At 67.0% G+C, this 15,356-nt stretch carries 18 protein-coding genes, 1 tRNA gene and 1 pseudogene; 5 read left to right on the forward strand and 15 right to left on the reverse strand.

Features of this window, described 5'->3' with window-relative positions; genetic code table 11:
- Nucleotides 1-12: 12 nt before the first annotated feature.
- Complete coding sequence (locus AC0685_RS23000; RefSeq protein WP_478227411.1) at nucleotides 13-654, reverse strand: arsenate reductase ArsC; 642 nt, start codon at nucleotides 652-654, stop codon at nucleotides 13-15.
- Nucleotides 655-782: 128 nt separating this feature from the next.
- On the opposite strand from AC0685_RS23000, the gene AC0685_RS23005 reads away from it, so the two are divergent.
- Entirely contained in the window at nucleotides 783-1,193 is a 411-nt protein-coding gene (locus AC0685_RS23005; RefSeq protein WP_478227412.1) for an ArsR/SmtB family transcription factor, read from the forward strand.
- Between the two features lie 45 nt (nucleotides 1,194-1,238).
- Here the strand turns inward: AC0685_RS23005 and AC0685_RS23010 are convergent, their stop codons facing one another.
- The 4 genes from AC0685_RS23010 to AC0685_RS23025 form a co-directional block, all read right to left on the reverse strand.
- Nucleotides 1,239-1,778, reverse strand: coding sequence for a GNAT family protein (locus AC0685_RS23010; protein WP_478227413.1), 540 nt, complete (start codon nucleotides 1,776-1,778; stop codon nucleotides 1,239-1,241).
- Between the two features lie 74 nt (nucleotides 1,779-1,852).
- Nucleotides 1,853-2,125 (reverse strand): hypothetical protein, encoded by a 273-nt coding sequence (locus AC0685_RS23015; RefSeq protein WP_478227414.1) that lies wholly within the window; start codon nucleotides 2,123-2,125, stop codon nucleotides 1,853-1,855.
- Nucleotides 2,126-2,282: 157 nt separating this feature from the next.
- Nucleotides 2,283-2,708 carry a hypothetical protein gene (locus AC0685_RS23020; RefSeq protein WP_478227415.1) on the reverse strand — a complete coding sequence of 142 codons (426 nt, stop codon included), beginning with the start codon at nucleotides 2,706-2,708 and terminating at the stop codon, nucleotides 2,283-2,285.
- A 94-nt stretch (nucleotides 2,709-2,802) separates the two neighbouring features.
- On the reverse strand, nucleotides 2,803-3,003 hold the full coding sequence (locus AC0685_RS23025; RefSeq protein ID WP_478227416.1) for a hypothetical protein: 201 nt from the start codon (nucleotides 3,001-3,003) through the stop codon (nucleotides 2,803-2,805).
- Nucleotides 3,004-3,704: 701 nt separating this feature from the next.
- Here AC0685_RS23025 and AC0685_RS23030 point away from each other — a divergent pair.
- The gene (locus AC0685_RS23030) at nucleotides 3,705-3,974 is read left to right on the forward strand and encodes a hypothetical protein (RefSeq protein ID WP_478227417.1); all 270 of its coding nucleotides are present in this window, start codon (nucleotides 3,705-3,707) and stop codon (nucleotides 3,972-3,974) included.
- A 2,323-nt stretch (nucleotides 3,975-6,297) separates the two neighbouring features.
- Here the strand turns inward: AC0685_RS23030 and AC0685_RS23035 are convergent.
- Nucleotides 6,298-6,374: transfer RNA gene (locus AC0685_RS23035), tRNA-Ile, on the reverse strand.
- A 222-nt stretch (nucleotides 6,375-6,596) separates the two neighbouring features.
- Between AC0685_RS23035 and AC0685_RS23040 the strand changes: the two genes are divergently transcribed.
- Nucleotides 6,597-6,749: a hypothetical protein gene (locus AC0685_RS23040; RefSeq protein ID WP_478227418.1), complete on the forward strand. Its 153-nt coding sequence runs from the start codon at nucleotides 6,597-6,599 to the stop codon at nucleotides 6,747-6,749.
- A gap of 25 nt (nucleotides 6,750-6,774) precedes the next feature.
- On the opposite strand, the gene AC0685_RS23045 is transcribed toward AC0685_RS23040, so the two are convergent.
- The 8 genes and pseudogenes from AC0685_RS23045 to AC0685_RS23080 form a co-directional block, all read right to left on the reverse strand.
- A complete protein-coding gene (locus AC0685_RS23045; protein ID WP_478227419.1) occupies nucleotides 6,775-7,158 on the reverse strand; it encodes a hypothetical protein in 384 nt (127 codons plus the stop codon).
- A 10-nt stretch (nucleotides 7,159-7,168) separates the two neighbouring features.
- Nucleotides 7,169-7,465, reverse strand: coding sequence for a VTC domain-containing protein (locus AC0685_RS23050; protein WP_478227483.1), 297 nt, complete (start codon nucleotides 7,463-7,465; stop codon nucleotides 7,169-7,171).
- Nucleotides 7,462-7,899 carry a VTC domain-containing protein gene (locus AC0685_RS23055; protein WP_478227420.1) on the reverse strand — a complete coding sequence of 146 codons (438 nt, stop codon included), beginning with the start codon at nucleotides 7,897-7,899 and terminating at the stop codon, nucleotides 7,462-7,464. Before AC0685_RS23055 ends, AC0685_RS23050 begins: the two co-directional genes overlap by 4 nt.
- Nucleotides 7,896-8,480, reverse strand: a complete 585-nt coding sequence (locus AC0685_RS23060) for a DUF4956 domain-containing protein (RefSeq protein WP_478227421.1) — start codon at nucleotides 8,478-8,480, stop codon at nucleotides 7,896-7,898. The genes AC0685_RS23055 and AC0685_RS23060 overlap by 4 nt, the downstream gene beginning before the upstream one ends.
- Before the next feature lie 57 nt (nucleotides 8,481-8,537).
- A pseudogene (locus tag AC0685_RS23065) lies at nucleotides 8,538-9,193 on the reverse strand (response regulator transcription factor).
- Entirely contained in the window at nucleotides 9,190-10,581 is a 1,392-nt protein-coding gene (locus AC0685_RS23070) for a sensor histidine kinase (protein ID WP_478227422.1), read from the reverse strand. Before AC0685_RS23070 ends, AC0685_RS23065 begins: the two are co-directional and overlap by 4 nt.
- A 9-nt stretch (nucleotides 10,582-10,590) precedes the next feature.
- The gene (locus tag AC0685_RS23075) at nucleotides 10,591-10,860 is read right to left on the reverse strand and encodes a hypothetical protein (protein ID WP_478227423.1); all 270 of its coding nucleotides are present in this window, start codon (nucleotides 10,858-10,860) and stop codon (nucleotides 10,591-10,593) included.
- Between the two features lie 68 nt (nucleotides 10,861-10,928).
- On the reverse strand, nucleotides 10,929-12,077 hold the full coding sequence (locus AC0685_RS23080) for a N(5)-(carboxyethyl)ornithine synthase (RefSeq protein ID WP_478227424.1): 1,149 nt from the start codon (nucleotides 12,075-12,077) through the stop codon (nucleotides 10,929-10,931).
- 144 nt (nucleotides 12,078-12,221) lie between these two features.
- On the opposite strand from AC0685_RS23080, the gene AC0685_RS23085 reads away from it, so the two are divergent.
- Nucleotides 12,222-12,665 carry a DUF5994 family protein gene (locus AC0685_RS23085; RefSeq protein ID WP_478227425.1) on the forward strand — a complete coding sequence of 148 codons (444 nt, stop codon included), beginning with the start codon at nucleotides 12,222-12,224 and terminating at the stop codon, nucleotides 12,663-12,665.
- A gap of 57 nt (nucleotides 12,666-12,722) precedes the next feature.
- Nucleotides 12,723-13,658 carry a hypothetical protein gene (locus AC0685_RS23090; RefSeq protein WP_478227426.1) on the forward strand — a complete coding sequence of 312 codons (936 nt, stop codon included), beginning with the start codon at nucleotides 12,723-12,725 and terminating at the stop codon, nucleotides 13,656-13,658.
- Between the two features lie 713 nt (nucleotides 13,659-14,371).
- Here AC0685_RS23090 and AC0685_RS23095 read toward each other — a convergent pair.
- Complete coding sequence (locus tag AC0685_RS23095; protein ID WP_478227427.1) at nucleotides 14,372-15,220, reverse strand: NAD(P)H-binding protein; 849 nt, start codon at nucleotides 15,218-15,220, stop codon at nucleotides 14,372-14,374.
- Nucleotides 15,221-15,356 lie beyond the last annotated feature (136 nt).

A 15,356-nucleotide genomic window follows, 5' to 3' on the forward strand; every position in this document is an offset into this window, starting at 1 on the left:
TCTCTGGAGAGGTCAGTCGGTGAGTTCGTCGAGCAGGTGCCGGACGCGGCGGCCGATGTCGTCCCGGATCCCGCGGACCACGGTCAAGGGCTGGCCCATCGGGTCGGGCACGTCCCAGTCGAGATACCGCTTGCCCGGATAGACCGGGCACGCGTCCCCACAGCCCATCGTGACCACGACGTCGGCCGCGCGGACCACCTCGTCGGTCAACGGCTTCGGATAGGCGCCCGCGAGCTGGATGTCCAGCTCCGCCAGCGCCTCGGTGATGACCGGCGGAATCACGCCGGCGGGCTGCGATCCAGCGGAACGGACCATCACATGCCCGAAGGCATGGTGGTTGAGCAGCGCCGCCGCCAGCTGGGAACGACCGACGTTGTGCACGCACACGAACAGCACCTGCGGCGCGGTCACCAAGGTGAGCCCATCAACCTTGGCGAGGTCGACCAGACGCTGACGGGCGAAACGGGCGGTCAGCGTCGGAAGATGAACCTTGACCGTCGCCGAGCGATCCAGCAGCCCGAAGGTCTCCTCCACAAACCGCTCAACCGTCGCACGGCCGAACGTGCCATGGAACTTGTCGGTGAGTTCGTCGGTGATCCGGTCGAGCTGGTCCAGCACCTCACGGCCAGGCAGGCCCTCGGTGGCATAGGTCATGACATCTCCCTCGGAGACACGGCTAGCTGGATCGAAGTCTGCCGATGCAATTGAAGAGCTTGGATCGAGCTTTGTCAATTCAGCGGGTATGGTGAGCTTCGAGGGACGTCAGGAGTGAAGGAGGGCCCGTGGCGAGCGAGACCGGCCGTACCCGCAAACCGATCGCGGTGACCCTGCTCATGGCCGAACCCGCCGCTGTCGTCGACCCCGGCGACGCAGAAGCCGCCGCGAAGCTGTTCAAAGCGTTGTCGGACCCCGTCCGGATCCGCCTGCTCTCGCTCGTGCGGTACTCGCCGGGCGGCGAAGCGTGCTTCTGCGACCTGGCCGAAGAGTTCGACATGCCCCAGCCCTCACTCAGTCATCACCTGCGTGTGCTGGTCTCCGCCGGCATCCTCGAACGGGAACGCCGCGGAACCTGGAGCTGGTACACCGTCGTCCCTGAACCGCTGGGAACCCTGGAAACCCTGCTCCGCTCAGGCGGCCCGCTCGCCGACCGGCCCGCCCGCCTCACCGACGCGGAACGTGACACGAGGTGCTGAACGCTCGCATGGCGGCGATCCTGCAGTGATGACTCCAGAAGCCGGTCACCACCACTTCGTCCAGCGCGCCTCGGCGGGGACCACTTTCGCTTCGATCTGATGCGTGCACGGATGCGGACTCGCTGGCCCGGCCGCTCCGACCCGGGCCCAGAAACCGACGGCGACCGGATCCCGCCCGATCGGGAGCATCGTCCAGTCATACCGGGCTCCTCGGTCCAGGGCGGCGTTCACCAGCACACGTCCCGCGCCGCGACGACGGTGTTTCTCCTCGACCTCGACGTGCACGAAGATCGCCCGCCTATCGACCGGGCATAACGACAGGCGAACTTCACCGAAAACCGTGTGCCCTAAACGAAGCTGGATGACTCCGGTGCCCGCCGCAACAGGTGGGGGCACGACGACCAACCTCAACCCGTACTCGTCCACACCGGTTTCCATGACCTGCCGCTCGACAGCGGTGTCGACCACCGCCCAGACGCCGCCATCACCCGCAAGAGCGTGGCAGGCCTCGCACAACCACTCCGGCGCCCGATAGTCCTGCGACCAACCCTGCCGTACCCCGCCGACCGCCAGGTCGTGACCCAACGGTCACCGCTTCGGGGCGCCCGCCCCTGGCCGGATCGGCACCTCCAGCGTCCGCCACTCCCGGTTCGCCCCGGTCACCGGAAATCACGCGACTTCGACACCAGACCCTGCAGATCCAACGGCCGCACCTGATCCGCGACGACGGTGCAGGTTCCCTCGGTCACCTGAGCGATTCCGCGGATCAGCAACGCGTTGCTCGCCAGCAACACCGTCCTACTCCGGTGAAAGAGGCGCTGGGTCACGACGATGTTGAGCATGCCGGTTTCGTCTTCGAGATCGAGGAAGGTGATGCCGCCGGCGCCGACCCCCAAGGACGTCGAGGGCGAGATCTTAGACGGTCGCGCCATCGAAAGCAGGTAGAGGTGACAAGGACTTCCCAGATCCGTTTCATGCGGACGCTCGACCGGACGAGGGCATCGGAGGCTCATGATTCGGTGCTGCACTACCAGCAGGGGGCCCCGCCGACGGGTCGTCGGCGGGGCCCCCTGCTGGTAGTGCGTCCGGTTAGGCGGTCACGACGGTCAGCTGCGGGCGGGTCGCCGTGCTCCTGGACGTCTCCGTCTCGCACGTCTCGCACGCGTGCCCGCACGATCGCGACGGTGCCGCGCCGGGCCGGACCGCTGCTTCCGGGCCGGCCTTCAGCAGGGCCCACCGCGGCAGCCAGATCGTCTCGACCTCTCGTTCGTCGATCCCACACGCACGCAGGAAGAACTCGACGGACTCCCATCTGGGCAACGCCGTCCCTGTGAACATCCGGCTCAGCGTCGCGTTCGAGACCTCAGTGACCTTCCGGCCGTTCATCGCGAGGTCCTTGCCGCGCTTCCTGATCGTCGCCAGCGATGGATCGCCGGCGTACACCTTGATCGTGCCGAGGTCGCGGAGGAACTGCACGACCTCGCCGACGTCCGGCGTGAACTTGCGGTCTGACATGATGATCTCCCTGGTACGACTGAAAAATGGGTAGCCGCGCCGTGAGGTGAGCACGTCCGTCTGGACGCTCTCACCTCACGGCATTCGCTCGGACTTACGGCCGGCAGATGGCCGGGACGAACCCGTCACCGTCTCCGCCGCCGAGCCCTCGGCGAACAACTTCTGCAGCCACCAGGGCTACCGCGCCCGCAAAGCCGACAGCGGTACCCAGGTCGTGCCCGAAGGCCATCGCTTCCGCGAGGAAGAGCAGCATCGTCGCGAGTACCAGGACGACACCGATGATGCGAATGTTCATGGAAGATCACCTCCTCCCATTCAAACCAGTCCGTGGTGCGGATTTTTCGGCGAGACCATCGGCCACCCGTCAAAGCAACCGACTCGCCACCCCAAGTAATACATGAATCGCTCCGAGCCCGGCAATCGGAGCCAACCCAACTCTTAGCCGGATATCAGGATGAGCGGAAATTGGAACGTTCTGAGACGCCATGAAAAGGGCGGCCGGTTATTCATCGACAACCACATGTCACTTTCAGTGATAATCGAGCGAAATCCGGAGCAGATGCTCAGGCTCTCATCACGTTAGCAACCGGAAAGTAGCCCTCCAAATTCGAGTCAGGCCGAAAAATAGATAGCCTAAATTTGGATCAATCCTGATCCAATAACGTGGCGGCTCGCATAGTAAGACCGCATCAAAATGTCATGACCGTGACGACGGTTGCGAACGTTCTATATTCAGAGCCATGGCCGTCACCTCGTTACGAGGTTCGCGCGGGAAAACGATTGCCCCTGAAAGGGGAAAGCCCCCTGCGCTGACGAGACGCGGAGGCTTTCCTGATCCCCGAGCAAACTCAACCGCACCACGGATTGGATTTGAACGGGAGACTATGGAGTTCTATCAGCGCAGGTCAGAGACTCCTGCGGAGGTCGGGGTTACCTATTCCCACGGTACGTCCGGAAGGTGGCAGCCGCAACAGACTTCGCAACGATACTTCCGTTATGAACCCTCGACCGGGCATGTCATCGCAGGTGCTGCAGCCGGCCCCAGCGCTGTCCGCGGCCGCCGCCAGTCACCTGCGGATGCCGACGTCGACATCGCAGCGAGAGGCGATGCGGGTCGCGCGCCGCAGGCTCCCGGCATCGGTGTGGACCTCCGCACCATGCCAGCCGTCCCAGCACGCGCGGCATGCGGCCGGACCCAATCGCCGCGTGCCGCTCCCCGGTTCGGCCGGTTCCCCAGGTGACCGGGTCGGCTCGCACGCCTACTGAGTCCCGTCGTCGACCGGGAGCGACGGCTGATGCCGTCGCAGTGAACGGATCGTGAGCAGACAGGCTCGTGCGCTTCGACGCGGCTGGCTGACTCGCCAACCGAAGGAGTGAACTCGAGTCCGGTGTCCTCGCATTCCTCGATGACTGGGGGGCACGTCGCCAACGGTGGCACAACCACCACGTTGCGGGGCTGCGAGGCCAACGATCCGTGGCGGCGTTGTCCACCCCAGAGCCGATGTGCTCCGTCGAGTTCAGCCGCTGGTCTGGCTCCGATTCCCGCGACCGTGACAACGCTGTTTGAGAGATTGGAGAGCAGCAGGCTTGCGCGTAATTCCTGACCCACGGGCGACGGCCGCTCCACCAGCGCGGTCCGGAAGAGGTCCAGCGGACCGACGGTGATCACCCCATCGTCGATGACAACGATTCCGCTGGTTCCGCCTCCAAACTGAGGCTGGGAATCGCGCGCAACCAAATCCGTATGCGAACCTGTCACCCCGAGCGTCCCATCGTGGCCCGAAGGCCTGGCTCGTCGTTGTCCAGCCAGTGAACGGCACGGTGGGTTCCGCACGGCGATCCGTTCGTACTTCTCGATCCCGGACACCGACCGGCCGGACCGTCTGCCCGGCTCGGCGCCGGGGATGACCATCAGGTGCTCGTCGTGGCGGCGTATGCGGGCGGCTCGGCGGTTGCAATGGACCAGTGTGGCGAGCTGATCGGCATGTTCTGCGTCGCGCTCCAGCCGTAGGATCAGCTGAAGCCACTGCTGCGTGTGACTCTTGCCGCGACCGGAGAGGCTGACGAACATGTGCAGCGGCGGCAGCGGCGGCAGCGGCAGCGGCAGCGGCAGCGGCGAAGCGTACGACCGTTGCGCGGAGTCGCCGAACGGGGTACGGCCATGGTGTATGCCGAGATCCTGGTTCTCCGCGGCAGCAACCAAGCTTCGCCTGCCCGTTCGGCCTGTCCCTACGATCCCGAGTGCGTACCGGTCTCCGAAAATGAAAGAGAGGGCGTCAAGCCACGCTGGCTTGGTCAGCGGATTCCGCTCTCGATACGAGGGATCCACCAGCCTGGCAATCGCCGATGCCATCCCACCACCGGTTGGCTCGGGGCAGAAGTAGTGAGAGTGCCCTGCCCAGCATCCGCACGAGAGGCCGGCATCCTGCCGCCGCAGTGGCCGCGTCGGCCGAGAGCCCAGGCCGGCGCCGCGGAGAGCGGAATCCCTGACGATCCGTGCGGACGGTTGCCCTGGAGCAGGGCGCGGCGAGCAGCGGTCCGCCCAGGGCAGGCGATTCGGGCCCAAATCCTGCTCCAGCACGACCGCCGCAAGCGACAAGGCAGACGAGAGCACGAAGTCCATGCCCATGCTCATCAATGCCCGAGTGCCATCGGCTTCGCGCAACGCGACTTCATCTTCAAAAGCCTTCCGGAGCGTGCGGCTCGGAACGACCTCTGTGGACGGTCCGAAATGGACATGCGTCGACAGAACCGAAACCCAAGCGAGGAGCTGACCGATCGGCGCCGCAGGAGCCATCATTCCCACGAAGAGGAAGCCCCCCGTACCACCTGCGGATTTCATGGCAACCGCAGGCGCCGGCTGTGGAACCCATCCGAGGTGATTCCCGAAGATGCTCGCCACGGTTTCCCGCCCTCCTCAAGCACTGCACAGCAGGCCGCGAGCCATGCTGTTGATTGCTGGTGCGTCGCCGATACTCCGGGAGCGGCGGTACCACTCGCAACCTCTACCAGCCGGTATTCCAACCTGAATGGTGCTGAAACGATTTGCAACGCAGGCGATCCCTCCGGAAAAGCCCGCTCCTGGCAGAATCTGGGTCACCGGCACACCGCCCCCAGAACGCTACGCCGCCACACCACGAGGGCCAAGCCACAAGGGAGCCCGAGAGCGCAACCTGGCGCCGGTTCATCGGCAAGCAAGGCCGACGGCGGCAAGGCGTGATCCACGCTGCATCACCGAGTCGCCACGGATACAGCTCGGGAAGAGCCGGTAGTAGCCGTGCAAACCTGGTCGCCATCCGCCACCCGAGAACCGGCACACCGCGCCGCGGCGCTCACGATCGTCGAGATGCTGACCCTCGCGGCGCTACGTACTCCCCGCGACCGCCGATGAGCAACCTTCGGCCATCACCCGAGCACCACCACCCCGGCGCCATCCGCCCGTTGGCGTGATCATGTCACCACGGTCGACAGGGGCGAGGAACGGCACACCGGAGCAAACGGAGACGAAACGGAGCCCAACCGCGATTAACGCCTAGGAGAATTGCCGCCGAAGGACCAACATCCCTGCAGGTCGGCAACGATGTTGACGTGGTGGGCCGGGTCGGGCTCGAACCGACGGCCAAGGGATTATGAGTCCCCTGCTCTAACCAACTGAGCTACCGGCCCCAACGGTGCCCTGACACCTCCGCGGGAGCCGTCCCAGCCCGAACAGCGGGTTTGCGAACGCACAGAAGTCCCAGTTCGCTCCAAGTTATCACAGCGCTCACCTGCCACGATCGCCTAGGCCGATCAGCTGGTTTCCGGCGCCGGGCGAAGCCGGCTCGTCTAGGTTTCAGGGACCAGCGCCGGGCGGCACGCCGCCCGGGCCCATCGGGCAGGGAGGCGCTCGTGGCGAATCCGGTCGCCATCGGGCTCGGTGTCGTGGCCGTCCTCGGCGTAGTGGTGTTACTGAGGGCGAGCATCCGGATACTGCGGCGAGCCGGTCTCCGCGTCGACGCGATCCTCTCCGATGAGCTGGACGACCAGCCGCCGCCGAGGTAGTCGATTACCGGTCCTCTTTGGACGGTCAGCCGCCGGCCTTCGGCGTGGTCTGGGTGAACATCGCCCGCACCTGGAACGTGGTCGCCGTGTACGAACCCTGCACCGTGTTCAGCATGTACGCGTTGAACTGTCCCGGCGTGTTCGCCGAGACGACCACCACCGCCGGGACCGCGCCCAGCGCGTGCCGCACGGTGCACATCCCGGCTCCGTCGGTCACGCACGACGTCTCCGCGGCCTGCACGCTCGGTGACGGCGACGGGCCGACGGCGCCGGAAGTCCCGGCGAACACGGTGCCTCCGGCCGCGGCGACGGCCAGCCCCGCCACGGCGAGCGCGGCCTTTCCCTGGTCCTCATGTTCGTCTTCCCTCACTGGGGGCCGGACGGCCCGACAGCTTGGGTCGGCGGCCATGCCGCGATCGTTACGCCACGCCGAGCCGCCGCAGCGCAGGTCGCCACCGGTTCCCGCCGGTGGCCAGCCCCAGCACCACCAGGCCCGCGCAGTACTTGCTCACCGACTGCTCCCGGATCCGCAGTTTCGCCAGCGCGTCGGTGACGCTGTTGCGCTCGGCCGCCGACTTCACCTCCAGCAGCACCAGATCACCCCCGGCGGCGAGGCTCCGCGAACCCGAACGCCAGACCAGCGACGTGTCGCAGATGATCCGCGCATCGGCGACGAGGGTGGTCCGCCGGTAGTCGGTGATCAGCGCGGGAGTCAGCGGCCGGGGCGCCGGGCGGCCGTAAGCGCGGGCGCGGTCAGGCCGTGCGCCGCCTCGGCCGGGTGCGGACGGCGGACCTTGACCGTCTCGTCGCGCTTCCCGCTGACCTTGAGCTCGCAGTAGGTGTCGGCCGAGTCGGTGTAGGTCCGGGTGCGGATCTTGAACCGGCGCCGCCGGTCCTGCCGGTGCGCCCGGTAGATCGCGAGGTCCGGGGTGTCGAAATACGTCGACGAGTAGCCGAACACGCGTTGCCCGTCGATCTCGAGGCAGCGCAGCGAAAGAACTTCGGTGACGGCCAGGAAGTCGTTGAGCGGCAGGACGTACTTGCGGTCCGTCCGGCTCATCAGCCCGCTCGTGGCGACGACTTCGGCCAGCGACAGCGACGGAAGCCCTTTCGCCACCACCGCGACGGTGGCCGTTGCGCGTCCGCTCACCGCTGCCCCGCCGGGGCGCCGTGGACGACGACGGAGGCGTCCGGGCGGAACCGGACGCCGACGACGGTCACCTCACGAACATAGTCCACTTCGGACACACTGTGCCGCACGACCGTTCCGGCGAGCCGCGCCCGCAGTTCCATCAGCATCGTCTGTTCGTCGGGGTACACGGCGTCGAGCACGACCGTGCGCCGCTGCGGGCCGCGCGTGCGCGACGGGTGGTCCGCGACGTACATGACGGCGAGCAGCAGGACGTTGAAGACCGCGACGATCCGCCAGTCCGCGGACGGCAATCCGTTCACCAGCCCCAGCACCAGCGCGACGAAGTAGTACGCGACCTCCTGCTGACTGATCGAATCGGACCGCAGCCGGATGATCGACAGCACGCCGAACAGGCCGAGTCCGAGCGCGCTCGCGGTCGACACGGAGAGCAGCACGGCGACCGAAACGCAGACGCCGACGTTCAGCGCGAGATAAGCGCAGGCAAGATCACCGCGGTGGTGGCGACGGGCGTAGATGCCGTACGCGAGGATGACGGCGACGACGAGGTCGACAGCGAGATGAAGCAGTGTCGTGGTCATGAAAACCACTGTGGCGGAGGAAGAAGAGACCGCTGTGAGAGCCGGATGAGAACCGTCTCATCCGGACTCACCGAGCCGATATCCCATGCCTCGCACGGTTTCGATCCGCTCGGCGCCGATCTTCCCGCGCAGGTAACGGATGTAGACGTCCACCACGTTCGATCCGGGGTCGAAGTCGAAACCCCAGACCCCGCCGAGCAACTGTTCCCGGGACAGTACCTGGCCACGATTCCGCAGCAACGTCTCCAGCAGCGCGAACTCGCGGGCGGTGAGGTCCTTCTCCTCCCCCGCCACCGCGTGCGCAGGTCGAGCGAGAGCTCCCCGGCGCGCAGCACCGCCGGCTCGGCTTCGGGATTTCCCCGTAGCCGCAGGCGGATCCGGGCCAGCAGTTCTTCGAAGGCGAACGGTTTGGCCAGATAGTCGTCGGCGCCGCCGGACAGCCCGGCCACGCGGTCGACGACGCTGTCCCGCGCGGTCAGGATGATCACCGGCACCGTCCGGCCCGCCGCCCGCAGGGCCCGCAGCAGATCCGAACCATCGAGGTCCGGGAGCCCGAGGTCGAGGACGACGAGGCCGTGCGTGCCGGTCAGCGCCTCGGTCAGCCCCTCGGAGCCGGTCTTGACCCAGCGGGTCGCGAAACCCTGCGCCCGCAGGCCCTTCTCCACGAACGCGCCGATCCGGGCGGAATCCTCCACCACGAGCACACTGGTCACCGGTCCGCACCTTCCGCGACGGGGATCTCCATGGTGAACCGTGCGCCTTCGCCGGGCACGGTGTCGAGCAGGACACGGCCACCGTGCGCTTCGGCGATCGCGGCGACGATCGCCAGGCCGAGCCCGGCGCCGTCGTCGCCGTTCGAGTTGCTGCCGCGTTTGAACCGTTCGAAGATCCGGCTTCTCGAATCCGGCGGGACCCCCTCGCCGGTGTCGCGGACCCAAAGGCGCGCCGTCGTCGCGGTCACCTCCGAACCGAGGGCGATCTCCTGGCCGGGAGAGGTGTGCCGGACGGCGTTGGAGACCAGTTGCAGCAACGCCTGCGCGAGCCGCTGGCCGTCCGCGCGGACCTTCACCTCGGCGACCGCGTCGAGCCGCCAGACGCGGTCGGCCAGCGGACGGGATTTGGCGAGGGTCTCCACCGTGAGATCGGCGAGGTCGGTCTCACCGGGCGTGAGGAAGTCGGGGCCGCCGGACTTCGCGAGGACGAGCAGGTCGTCCACGATCCGTTGCATACGCCCGAGTTCGTCGAGGACCAGATGCCGCGTGGCGGCGTTCTCCTCGGGATCTTCACCCATCAGTTCGATATGGCCGCGGACGATGGTGATCGGCGTGCGCAGTTCGTGCCCGGCGTCGTCGATGAACTCGCGCTGCCCGGCGAAGGCGCTTTCGAGCCGGTCCAGCATCGTGTTGAAGGTGCGCCCGAGCGCGGCGACGTCGTCCGAGCCGCGGACCTCGATCCGGCGCGACAGATCGGTCTCGCCGATCTGCTCGGCGGCCAGCCGGACCTCCCGCACCGGTGCGAGGATGCGGCCGGTGACCAGCCAGCCGATCAGCCCGGCCAGCACGAGCGCGGCCCCGGACATCGCGGCCATCACGCCGACGACGTCGTTGATCTCGCCGGCGGCGTGGTCGACGAACTCGACGATCACCAGCGCGCCGCGGCCCGGCGTGCCCTCGATGGTCACCGGGACGACGCCGTACCGCGCGGATCCGACCGCGGTGGTGACCGTGCCGTACGCCGGGCTCGTCGCCCGGGACAGTTCCGCGACGAACTTCGGGTCGGTGTCGAGCCGGACCGGCGGCTCGATCGCGCTCCGCCTCGACGCGGCGCCGTCGCTGATCGAGAAGAACGTCTCGTACTTCTCGGGCAGGTTCCGTTCCAGGTGACGGCCGAGGACCGCCTCGACGGTGGCGGGCTGCCCTGCCGGACGGGCATCGGGCGACGCCAGGAAGGCCCTGAGCTTGCCGGTCTCGTGCGCGATCTCGTTGTCGAGGCGCTGGTCGAGCTGGTTGTGCAGGACGGTGCGGGTGGCCAGCAGCGATCCGGCGAGCGCGAGCAGCACGACCAGCAGGACCCACGCGAGGATCCGGGCGCGGGCGCTCATCGGCCCGGCTCAGTCGTCGAGGTCGAAGTCGAAATGGTCGTCACCGGCATGGTCATCGCCATCATCGAGGTCGTCGTCGTGTCCGGCCAGCCGGGGCGGGACGACAGCGGGCGGGGCACCCGCTTCACCCGGCCCGGTGACGGCCTGCCCTGCCGGGGCGACGACCGCCGGGCCGAGGTCGGGTGGCGAGGCCGCGGTGGCCGCGATGACGGCGAACGTGCCGGTGGCCGCCACCACGACGGCGGCGACCCCGGCCAGGACGATCATTCGGACTCGCATACCACCAGGCTGCCCGGCGCGGGTGAGTCACCGATGAGGGCTCGATGAGAACTTTCTCATCGGCGGGCTCACCGGTGCGCGTGCGGATACTCCGGCGAGCGGTGCTGGAAGGCCAGGATGTCGGGATTCCGGATCGTGCCTTCCCTGATCTCGATCGCCCGGTCGAGCGTCGGGTCGGCGGCCCACGCGGAGCGCCCCGCCAGCACCCGCTCCAGATGCGGCAGCAGGGCACCGCTGATCTCCCAGGTCGCCGAGTCCCAGAGGTAGGACGGGCTGTGGTCGACGGCGTAGTAGGTGACGCCGCGGACCTGGAAGGTCGGCTCCGTGAACGTCGTCGGCTTGGCCCAGCCGAAACCCATAGCCTCGTCACAGGAAACGTCGACGATGAGGCTCCCGTGCCGGAATGCGGCGAGGTCTTCCTCCACGAGGAACGTCAACGGCGCCTTAGGGTCCTGCAGTACACAGTTGACGACGACGTCGTGCCCGGCGAGGAACTCCGCCAGCGGCACGCGGCCGTCCTCCGTGATCGCGTGACTGCGGCGGAGGTCCGCCGGGCCCTTCAGATCGTGGTCGAGATGCACGATGTTCGCCGAGTGGATCGGCGACCCGACCGCGGTGACGCCGCGATGGGTGAGGACGTGCACGTCGTGGATCCCGTGCGCGTTCAACGCCGTCACCGAACCGCGCGCCGTCGCGCCGAAGCCGATCACGACCGCTCGGAGACGACGGCCGTAGTCGCCCGTCGAGCCGATCAGCTGAAGCGCGTGCAGCACCGAGCAATAGCCCGCCAATTCGTTGTTCTTGTGGAAGACGTGCAGGCCGAAAGAACCGTCACGGCGCCAATGGTTCATCGCTTCGAAGGCGATGAGGGTCAGCTTCCGGTCGATGGCCAGCTGCGTGAGCTTGTCGTCCTGGACGCAGTGCGGCCAGCCCCACAGGATCTGCCCCGGCCGTAGATCGGCCAGATCGTCGGCGAGGGGTTTGGCCAGGAGGATGACGTCGCAGTCCGCGATCAGTCGTTCACGGGAACGCGTCCCCCCGACCAGGGGCGCGAGGTCCTCGTCCGGAATGCCGAAGCGTTCACCGTAGCCGTTTTCGAGAAAAATCGACTTTCGGAGACCAGGGTCGATCCGCTCGAGATGTCGCGGATGGATCGGAAGCCGCCACTCGTTTTCTTTTCGCGAGTGACAAATTACGCCGAGAGTGAGTTGGTCCACTTGGGGCCCCTTAAATAGACCTTCAGTCTAAACGCAGGGGCGTGGCGTAGACTCAGGGTATCCGAGAGCATCTCGTGCGCAGGCGTTCGAGTCCGCGTCGTCCTCGGCCCCATCCGGCCGCTCGGCCCGGGACGGAGCACCGCCATGACGACGGTCTCGCACAGGAACACCGTTGCCCCTCCGAAACATGTCGCCCGCCTGCGCCTGAAGCCCAAAGCGTCCGCGACCGGTCACGTCGACGGCGCGTGGTGGCCCGCCTCCCGTGACCTCGCCGCGGAACTGCCGTTCCTGCTGGTGGTACTGGCCGCCCAGCTGGAACACGTCGAGCGGGTGACCTACAACCTCACGGCCTGGCCGTCCACTCCCCGGCGGCTCGTCGTCGAGAGCGGAAAGGTCCGGCTCGAAGGGTTCCGCTCGCAACACCCCAGCACCGTGACGGTGATCGGCACCGCGGGCAGGCGGCGGCTGACCCTGCTGGTCGTCCCGCCGGAGACCGAGCCGGACCTCGCGCACCGCCTGCTGATGACCGCGGCGCACCGGGACAGCGTCGACGAAATCGAGACGCTGCTCACCGGCCCCATGGCGTAAAGTCCCCGTGAATCCAAGGGGGAATCAGTGCGTCTTCGTTCCGTGTCCTGTGCTGTCTTGATCTTGTTCGTCGCCGGATGCGGAAGCACGCAGAAAACCGGCCATGTCTCTGTGCCGAGCACCGCGGCGTCGAGTCCGGCGACCACGGCGGCTCCCACCGGGACCGAGCAGGCCATCCCGCGCACCCGGATTTCGCTACCGGTTCCGGAGGGCATGCACGTGGAGCCGAGTCTGCCCGGCCTCGGCCGGTCGAACTCCGGGACCTCCATCGTGGTCGTGGAGCAGCCCACGAGCGGCAAACCGGCCCGCGAAGCGATGACCGAGATAGCGGCCGGCTTCACCAGCGAACAGGCCCGGCAGAAGGGGCTCGATCTGGAGAAACCGGTCGAGACCACGATCGCCGGGTTCCCGGCCTACCTGACCAGCGGTGTCCAGCGGGCCTCGATGGGCACCTTCGCCAAGGTCAACGCGCTCCTCGCCGCCGGGGACGTGCTGGTGATCATCACCGGCACCCTCGAACCGGGAGATCCGCTGACCGTCGACGACTTCAAGAAGGCCATCACCGGCGCCCGCTGGAGCACCGAAACCGCGCCGGGAAGCATCGGCTTCGACCTGACCCCCGCGGCGGGCTACCAGCGGAAGGAATCCACCGCGAGCCTCAGCTTCACCCGTGGCGCGCAAGGCGGCCCCAAACTCATCGCCTCACCGTCGATGGGCGATCCGCGACTGCCCGAGGACAAGCGTGGCTACGCGGTCGACAGGTTCGGGAAGATGCCGTCGGCGCCGTCCGCCGACACGGTGACCGAGGTGACGATCGCGGGGATGCCCGGTTTCGAGATCGTCGGCCACGACAGCAAGGGCAAGACCACCTACGCCGTCATGACGTTCACCGAAACCGGGTACATCCTCGTCGGCGGCGATTTCGACCCGGCCAAGGACGGCGACCAGCTTCCCGCCTTCAAGCAGATGACGCGGTCGCTGGTACTCAAGTAGTGAGGAGTAAGGCAAAGGTAGCGTTGTGCAGACTCTGTGATGAAGACACTCTTCGCTGATTCAAGGGGAGACGGAAGGTCTTCGTGCCGGGGTTCCGGATCGACCACGGGAGCCGTGCCTTGAGTGTCCACAAGGGACACTTTTGTGCGGCAAAATGCCAGATTGGTGCTCGTATGCACGGTTTGGCGCGGGGGTCTTGAGTGGCAATGAGGGTTATCAAGGAGAAAGTCAAACGTGTCGTGTTCGCAAGAAGGACTGGTGGTGGGCTGAAGGCTCCCTTCGCCTTGTCTGATGCGATGAAAGGAGCCTTCAGTTCCGGTCGGACAGGGGGTCGTGAGTGGCGTTTCGGGTTCCAACCCGAAACGCCACTCACGACCACCAAACGGGTCATATGGCCTCAAAGTAGACATTTCGTCGCCGGAAAGCATCCCTTGTGGACACTCAGAGCGCAGCTGACTCCTGCCGGCCAGTCCGGAACCATGCCGCGAAGGCCGCCTCTCTGCTGTTGCCCCAGCGAAGGGGTGCTCCACCGCAGAGGCCCGATCACGCCACATTTGACTTACCCCTCAATAGAACGCTCATTGCCACTCACGACCCCGCGCAAAGTCACTCAAAGTATCCAAAATGGATACCGGCGCCTGGTTTGGTGTACCTTATGGACGGTCAGGAGCGCCCCGGGCCTCTTGGCGAGCCTACTCTCGCCGCTGACTAGATCATGTCGCTTTTGCCTTACCCCTCAGTAGTCGCTTGAACGCCGCCGCGTTCCGCGCCGCCCAGTCGGCGAAGGTGCGCCCCGGTCGTCCGAGCACCTTCTCGACGTCGGGGCTGACCCGCTGCTCCTCCTCCGTCGGCCTGCCGAGGATCGAAAGCGTGGCCTCCACGACCACCGGCGGCATGAACTCCGACATCGCGGTGCGGGCCTCGTCTTCGCCCAGTTCGGCGAATCGCAGCGGTTCGCCGAGCGCGTCGCCGAGATCCGCCGCCTGCCGCCGGGGCGAGATCGGTTCGGGTCCGGTGAGCACGTAGGTCCGGCCGTGGTGTCCGGGTTCCCGCAGCACGGCCGCCGCGACGTCGGCGATGTCCGCCGGGTCGATGACGGGCAGCGCGACGTCGCCGAACGGCGCGGCGACGACGCGATCGGCCCGGATCGCCGGCGCCCACTGGAAGGCGTTCGACGCGAAGCCTCCCGGCTGCAGCACCGTCCACTTCGGACTCGCCGTCTTGACCGCCTCCTCGAACGCGGGCGCGTGCCGCCCGGTCGCGACCCCTTGGGAGGACAGGAGCACGATCTCGGCTTCACCGGCGGCAGCGACGACCTCGGCGACGTCACCGCCCGCCGCCAGGAATTCTCCCGACGTCAGAAGGAAAACCCGGTCCGCTCCGGCGAATATCTCCTTCAGTCCTTCGGTACGGGCGAGATCGGCCCGCACGGTCCGCACACCCTCCGGCACGTCCGACGGCGAGATCCGGCGCGACACCGCCGTCACTTCTTCTCCTGCGGCGACAAGGTTTTCCACCAGCAGCCGTCCTACGTTCCCGGTCGCTCCGGTCACCACGATCATGGTCACTCCTCGGTTCGCGTTTCGTTGACGCGACCGAAGCTACCTTCCCGGTGATAGTAGGTACCTAGAGGAAAGTAATGGGAGAACCGCCCTTTCGTGAGCGCGATCACAACTTCGAAGACGCGAACGGCCGCTT

The sequence above is a fragment of the Amycolatopsis sp. NPDC043889 genome (assembly GCF_056435645.1).

Bases quoted from the DNA above. Each gene is read 5' to 3' on its own strand.
- AC0685_RS23025 (WP_478227416.1), bottom strand. From the start codon at position 3,003: ATGAACATTCGCATCATCGGTGTCGTCCTGGTACTCGCGACGATGCTG.
- AC0685_RS23000 (WP_478227411.1), bottom strand. From the start codon at position 654: ATGACCTATGCCACCGAGGGCCTGCCTGGCCGTGAGGTGCTGGACCAG.
- AC0685_RS23060 (WP_478227421.1), bottom strand. From the start codon at position 8,480: ATGACCACGACACTGCTTCATCTCGCTGTCGACCTCGTCGTCGCCGTC.
- AC0685_RS23095 (WP_478227427.1), bottom strand. From the start codon at position 15,220: ATGATCGTGGTGACCGGAGCGACCGGGAACGTAGGACGGCTGCTGGTG.
- AC0685_RS23070 (WP_478227422.1), bottom strand. From the start codon at position 10,581: ATGAGCGCCCGCGCCCGGATCCTCGCGTGGGTCCTGCTGGTCGTGCTG.
- AC0685_RS23020 (WP_478227415.1), bottom strand. From the start codon at position 2,708: ATGTCAGACCGCAAGTTCACGCCGGACGTCGGCGAGGTCGTGCAGTTC.
- AC0685_RS23045 (WP_478227419.1), bottom strand. From the start codon at position 7,158: ATGGCCGCCGACCCAAGCTGTCGGGCCGTCCGGCCCCCAGTGAGGGAA.
- AC0685_RS23075 (WP_478227423.1), bottom strand. From the start codon at position 10,860: ATGCGAGTCCGAATGATCGTCCTGGCCGGGGTCGCCGCCGTCGTGGTG.
- AC0685_RS23030 (WP_478227417.1), top strand. From the start codon at position 3,705: ATGAACCCTCGACCGGGCATGTCATCGCAGGTGCTGCAGCCGGCCCCA.
- AC0685_RS23015 (WP_478227414.1), bottom strand. From the start codon at position 2,125: ATGGCGCGACCGTCTAAGATCTCGCCCTCGACGTCCTTGGGGGTCGGC.
- AC0685_RS23085 (WP_478227425.1), top strand. From the start codon at position 12,222: ATGACGACGGTCTCGCACAGGAACACCGTTGCCCCTCCGAAACATGTC.